The organism is Rhizobium sp. SEMIA 4085, assembly GCF_013004495.1.
In the GTDB taxonomy this organism is placed as follows: Bacteria; Pseudomonadota; Alphaproteobacteria; order Rhizobiales; family Rhizobiaceae; genus Rhizobium; species Rhizobium gallicum.
Genome location: NZ_JABEPH010000663.1, coordinates 1 through 1327, shown reverse-complemented (window position 1 = coordinate 1327; position 1327 = coordinate 1). Strand labels below are relative to the sequence as shown.

General features: G+C 63.1%; 2 protein-coding genes. Both read right to left on the bottom strand.

All coding sequences use genetic code 11. The features are described from left to right. Positions 1-337, bottom strand: a 337-nt coding sequence (locus C9413_RS32180; protein ID WP_170251570.1) for a LysR family transcriptional regulator, incomplete at its 3' end; no start/stop codon positions are given. A 34-nt stretch (positions 338-371) separates the two neighbouring features. Continuing rightward, positions 372-1327: Atu2307/SP_0267 family LLM class monooxygenase (locus tag C9413_RS32175; protein WP_170251568.1), on the bottom strand; the 956-nt coding region annotated here is incomplete at its 5' end.

Sequence of the window (1327 nt, the reverse complement as noted above, 5' to 3'; positions counted from 1 at the left end):
CCATCTCCGCCAGCACGGGCGCAAAATGTAGCGGGCCTGACGTGAGAGGGACGGCCACCCGCAGGCGCCCGCGAAGGTCACCGTCGGGCACTATCGTTTCTCGTGCGATGTCGATCTCGGTGCAGATCCTTGCTGCATAATCGCGAAACGTGCCCCCGGCTTCCGTCAGCCCAGCACCACGGGTCGTTCGCGCAAGAAGCTGGATGCCGAGCGCTTCCTCAAGCCGGATGAGGCGCCGACTGACCATTGACTTGGAGATCCCCAGCCGACGTGCCGCGGGAGAAACGCCCCCGGCATCGGCAACTTCGACAAATGTCCGCAGATCCTCGATGTCCATATTGTGTTCCCCGTTTCGTGGCACGGCCTGGCACCTATACTTGCCGAGCCTGCCGGACGATCGGCGCAACCTCGTTGCCCAGAAGCTCGATGGATTGCTTCATCGCTGCCGTGTCGAGAGAGGCTGTGCTCATCTGGAAGGTGATGCGCGAAACGCCGCCAAGCGTCTCGCTGGCCTGCAGCATCTTGGCTGCGACCGTCTTGGGGTCACCGATCAGGAATGTGCCCTCAGGACCTGCCATGGCGTCGAACTGCTGGCGCGTCGGCGGCGACCAGCCGCGCTCACGACCGATCTTCGTCGTCAGATACGCCCAGCCGGGAAAGAATGCGTCCTTGGCTGCAGTGTCTGTTTCTCCCACAAAGCCCATCGCGTGGACGCCCACCTTGAGCACATCGGGACTATGTCCCGCGCGGCTGCCGGCTTCGCGATAGAGATCGACAAGCGGACGGAAGCGCTCGAAGCTGCCGCCGATGATGGCGATCATCAGCGGCAGGCCAAGCGCACCGGCGCGGGCAAAGGATTGCGGCGTGCCGCCGACCCCGATCCATAATGGTAGCTGTGGTTGATGGGGACGCGGGAAAACACCTTGTCCTTTGAGGGCCGGACGGAAGCGACCTTCCCAAGTAACATTGGTTGTCTCGCCAAGCCTGAGCAACAGGTCGAGCTTCTCCGCAAAAAGGTCGTCATAGTCACGTGTGTCCAGACCGAACAGCGGATAGGCTTCCACGAAGGAACCTCGGCCGACAACGACTTCCGCACGGCCTTTGGAAATCAGATCGAGAGTTGCGAATTCCTGAAAAACCCGCACCGGGTCGGCGGCGCTCAGAACGGTCACCGCACTCGTCAATCTGATCCGGCCGGTCCGGGCCGCTGCCGCAGCCAGAATGACAGCCGGCGCGGAGTCGAGAAACTCCCCGCGATGATGCTCGCCCATGCCGAAGACATCGCGCCCGACGCGGTCCGCGCCGACGACCTCCACGCGTAGGTCGG